The 4,903-nt window shown below is 44.7% G+C and carries 3 protein-coding genes; all 3 read right to left on the bottom strand.

What is annotated here, in order from left to right; all coding sequences use genetic code 11:
- Positions 1-226: 226 nt before the first annotated feature.
- The 3 genes from lpxC to PX482_RS09480 all read right to left on the bottom strand — a co-directional run bounded on the left by lpxC (position 227) and on the right by PX482_RS09480 (position 4,445).
- Complete coding sequence (lpxC, locus tag PX482_RS09490) at positions 227-1,066, bottom strand: UDP-3-O-acyl-N-acetylglucosamine deacetylase (protein WP_002761626.1); 840 nt, start codon at positions 1,064-1,066, stop codon at positions 227-229.
- 85 nt (positions 1,067-1,151) lie between these two features.
- Positions 1,152-3,137 (bottom strand): BamA/TamA family outer membrane protein, encoded by a 1,986-nt coding sequence (locus tag PX482_RS09485; RefSeq protein WP_223213053.1) that lies wholly within the window; start codon positions 3,135-3,137, stop codon positions 1,152-1,154.
- Between the two features lie 429 nt (positions 3,138-3,566).
- Positions 3,567-4,445: an Hpt domain-containing protein gene (locus PX482_RS09480; RefSeq protein WP_288122364.1), complete on the bottom strand. Its 879-nt coding sequence runs from the start codon at positions 4,443-4,445 to the stop codon at positions 3,567-3,569.
- Positions 4,446-4,903 lie beyond the last annotated feature (458 nt).

The raw sequence follows: 4,903 nt of genomic DNA, 5'->3' as shown, positions 1-4,903 counted from the left end.
ATCTCAATAATTTGGTATCAGAGCTATCAGATTTTTAGGGCTAATTGTGCATCTGCTGGGCAAACAAATTAGCCTGTAATTCAGAGCCGGCAATCGTTTTGACGATTTAGATAAAATTTTCAATGTGACACTTTAGGGTGCGGAATGTGGGTAAAAAGATTGTATCCGTCAATAACATCTTGACAGACCACTTAGTTTGATGATCTAAAATTTGAGTGTTGTTGCATCAACTTAAGGTAGAACATTCATTCTTGTATTTTGTGATTGCGATCGCTAATTGAACGTGAAGTTTATGACTGGCTTTAAAAGCCATGTAATGAGCGGTGGGAATAGTTCCCAGTAAACTCAAATCACCAATTAAGTCCAATAATTTATGTCTTGCTGGCTCATTATCAAAGCGTAAAGGAGGATTTAACCATTGATTTTGATCGCAGACTAAAGCATTTTCTAAACTGCCTCCTTTAATTAAACCAGCCTTTTGTAAATATTCAATTTGATCGGCAAAACCGAAAGTCCGGGCTGATGCGATCGCTTGACTAAAACTTTCCCGATCAGGACTCCAACTATACCATTGATTACCGATCGGTTTATAGGTAAAATCGATGCCGTAGGTAAAACGTAATTCAGGGGAAGGAATCGCCGCCACAAAAGCATCTCCTTCGTACAACCAAATCGGTTGAGAAATAGTTAAATCTGATGGAGAAAAAGAGTTATCTAAACCAGCATTTTTGATCGCTTCTACCCAGATTTTGGCCGAACCATCAAGGAGGGGAATTTCCGCACCATCCACCTCAATGCGAGCATCCTCTACCCCCAAAGCGGTTAAGGCTGCCAATAAATGCTCAACGGTTCTAACCTTTGCTTCTCCTCGTCTCAATTCCGTTGATAAAGTTGTTTGGTAAACCGAAGAAACTAGAGCGGGAATAATCGGTTGATTGGCTAAATCTCTGCGGACAAAATAACGTCCTTCCCCCGGATTTGCCCCACAGACGCGCACCCTTGTTATCTCCCCCGAATGCAGTCCAATTCCCGATAATTCAAATTGTTTAGCGATAGTAGAAACCATAATTATTAAGTAATAAAGCTTTTATCCGTGAACAGCAAAAATAACTAAATTTATCGATAACTGATAACTGATAACTGATAACTGATTAGAATCGTTCCCCGATACCGAAATGGAGACGAGAACCACCATCGACATTAAAACCGAAGTCAACCCGAATTTGGCCGACGGGAGATTGTACCCGAACACCTAAACCGTAACCGAGACCAGTACCGGGTAAATCCCGGACAATCCCGGGTTGACCGGGGACATCGCCTTGGGAACCAATAGTAGTCCCGAAATCGACAAATAACGCCCCCCCGATAATTGCGACAATGGGAAAACGATATTCGGCCGTCGCTTGGAAATAACTGCGACCGCTACCCACTTCTCCCTCGGCGTAACCCCGTACAGAGTTACTACCCCCCACAATAAAAGCATCGTAGGGGGGTAAATCGCCTAATACTGTCCCTGCTTGCACATTAAAAGCGAGGGATTGCTGACCTTTAAAAATATCGGTTTCAAAGAGATTAAAGGAATTAATAAACCGAACGGGGATAAAGTAACTATAACTACCCCGAACACGAGTGCCGAAAATACTGCCAGAACCGACCGGAATAGTTTGTTCTAAACCTAGACGCAGGAAAGAGCCACTGGTGGGCTGCAGGGGATTGTCGCGAAAATCTCGAATAGCGCCAATATTTAGGGAAAGTAGATCATCGATCCCAGAGGAACTAAAAGCCAGTTGTTGACTGCCAAAACCATTGAGAGGTGCAGACAGGGGGGAGATGTCACCATTGGCATTTTGCACCTGTACCTGTTGATAGTTAAAGCCTAGGGAAACCACCCATTTTGGTTTCGTAAACACATCGGGGGCCAAAGGACGGACAAAAGTAATACCACCACCCGTCCGGACGATACGGGGACTATCATTATCGTTAAGCGTCCGAATCGAGGAATTCTCCCCATCATAAACCAGAGAAATCGACTGTCGCCGGAAAACGTTCACCGTGTAGGAAGTGCGGAAATTATCCTTGGCAATCCAAGGATCGGAAAAACTCAGATCAAATAAAAATTCCCGTTCCCCTAACTGGACTTCTGCCCCTAAAGTTTGATTATTACCGCCAAAATTGCGCTGTTGATAGCTTACAGTGCCGAATAAGCCCGCATTCGAGCTAATACCACCCCCAGCAGCCAGGGAACCAGTATTACCTTCCACCACATCGACGTTAACAATCACCTCCCTTGGGTCGCTGCCGGGGGAAAAAGACAGACGCACATCCTCGAATAAACCGAGACCGAAAACACGCTGTAAATCCTGTTGGGCGGTATTGCGGTTGAAAATATCCCCCGCTTTTAGGCGCATTTCCCTAGTAATGATAAATTCTCTGGTTTTACCCTTGACTGGTTCCTGTTCGACGTTAAAGTAGCGTACTTGAATTTTTTCGATTAAACCTTCGGAAATGACCAAAATCACCCTACCATCGGGAGTGACTTGCGGCGCACCGATTACCTGGGCCAGATCATAGCCGTTTTTACTGTACCAGTCATTGATTTTTTTTACCCCCGCCTGTAATTCCCGTAAATTCAGGGTTTTGCCGTATTGACTAGCGAAAATTTCCTCGACCACCCCGGCAGGTAAAATCGATTTGTCCATGGTTTCCGGGGCAATTTGAATCTGTACACCCTGAAAAACGGGGTTAGGTTGCACCTCAAAGGTGACTCGCACCCCTAGGGGCGTATCTTGGGGAACTGCCCGCACATCGGCAAAAAAGCCCGTGGCAAAAACGGCGTTAATATCTTCTTGTAATTGCGATCGAGTCGTGCTTCGTCCTGGTCGGGTGCGAATGGTATTATAAACTAGATTTTCTAATTCTCGATCGGCCCCCTGTACTACCACTTCGGCCACCAAAACTCGCGACTCCTCCGCCGGCACCGGTGGGGCTGTTGTGGGAGTTTCTGCAGGGCTTGGGGTTTCCGTCGGGGTTTCCGTCGGTGCTGCCACGGGTGGCGTAGTTTCTCCCGTCGCAGGAGGCGACTGTACTATCTGCTCGATGCGGGGAAAAACCATTTCTTGCGGTTCTTCTTCGGCCATTACCGTCCCGTGAAATAATCCGAAAATAGCCAGCAGCAGAGCCAGCGAGGAATATCGCCCCGAAAAATTGAGATTTTTAAGCACTTCCACACACCCAGTAACACCATTATGGTTTTTTTGTTTTCTCTGCCCGAGAAATTTAACGAACGTTAAAACTCTAGCAGATTGCTTACTCTCAGTAAATCCCAGCTTGACCGGTGACTCAAGAGATACTGCATCAGGTCTGATATGGGTCAGCCGTCAGCATTAAGTTTTTATCTTGCCATATCTTAGCTTTTTCTGGTTTGGCTCTATTCCAATTCACCCTCTGGGATTATTGCCAACTCGGTTGGCGCACAATTAAATACATATCTTCCTAACTCACCAAAATTAAAAACAATTAAGTTTATTCTTGTGGGAATCCCCCAGCTTTTTACACCCGGGCAGATGTCAACGTCTCGTTTTTAATAACTGTACCAGTTGCGAGACCTGTTGGCGATTGAACATTTGCAGCAGGGTACTAGCTACTAATTCCGGTTCTAGGGTAATTAGGATTTGTGGTAATTTGGCGGCGGCTAATAATTGCAATTCCTGACTGACGGTGATTTCTTCCCCGCGACCCCATTCTAGTAAATCACCGGCTTGTTTTAATTCTTTAATAATAACCGGGGCGAGAGTGCGGTAGGAATGTTTGGGGTTAGCCAGGGCTGATTGGGCATTTTTAACTAAATATTGCCACTTTTGCTGTTCTGAAGCCAATTGAGACAGAGATAAAGTTAACTTTTGTAATTGCTGACGGGAAGCACTGGTTTCTTCCTGTTTGAACAGTTGTAACATCTGTTTGAGGATATCTCTGACGCGGATGGAGATAGAAGACGCTGTCGCAACAGCTGGGGTAAATTTTTGGGGGTCGAGAAGATAGTTAAGATGGGCCTGTAATTCGGCAAAAGTCGGTTCACCTTTTTTAAGGATAGCGTTAGCTTCCTCGGCTTGCAAACCTAATGGACTGGACAGCTTATCGATCAATATCTGAAGCAGATCATAACCCTTGAGGAACAAAGATTCTAATTTTTTATCCACTTGTATGGGATTTTCTTTCAGTATTTTAAAAGCATCCTCAAGACGGTGAGCAGTTTTTTGGATACTGCCATAACCTAACATGGCCGCTCCCCCCTTAATGGAATGGGCGGCACGAAACATCTCGTTCATCTGTTCAGTATTGTTCACGAGATTGCCTAAGTCTAAAATCCCCTGTTCCAAAGTTTCCAGGTGTTCTTTGGCTTCTTCGATGAAATAGCCGAGAATTTTCTGAGCGTTAGCGGAGTCCAAGGTCTTATCCCCCTTATCACGATGCTGTCTAGTCCTAGATTGCCCAGTTTTTCAGGAAATATATCAGTTATGGGGCAATGGCTAGGAAAACTGGCCCAGACGGACACAAGCTAAGTTCAAAAGCCTGCCCACAAGGGTTCTCAGCTTCTCTTGCTTAAAATAGATCGATACAACGGCAGGCAAAAAGCTAAGAAAAGAATCGGGGATGGGAGCAAGCTGACTAGAAATTATTCTTGATAAGAGGAAACTGAGTTGTTGACTATCTAAGATGGTAATGATTTGGTAGTAGTGGCGTAGCCCTCTTGCTTACCTGGTATGAATTGTGTAAAATATTTATGAATAAAAATAATTGGAACCCGCTCAGTCTTTAAACCTCTAGCTTGCTCATGACTGGCTCTTCTCGACTTTGTGTGATAATTTTTGCTTATGGAATCGTGAAATGCTTATCGGGCAAGACT

The sequence above is a fragment of the Microcystis sp. M53602_WE12 genome, assembly GCF_030065455.1.
GTDB lineage: Bacteria > Cyanobacteriota > Cyanobacteriia > Cyanobacteriales > Microcystaceae > Microcystis > Microcystis aeruginosa.
Note: the sequence above shows the minus strand (reverse complement) of the source record. Positions and strands in the feature narration are given on the sequence as shown.

What these genes read in the sequence shown, in the direction of transcription:
- lpxC (WP_002761626.1), bottom strand. Translation starts at nt 1,066, where the DNA reads ATGGTTTCTACTATCGCTAAACAATTTGAATTATCGGGAATTGGACTG.
- PX482_RS09485 (WP_223213053.1), bottom strand. Translation starts at nt 3,137, where the DNA reads ATGGCCGAAGAAGAACCGCAAGAAATGGTTTTTCCCCGCATCGAGCAG.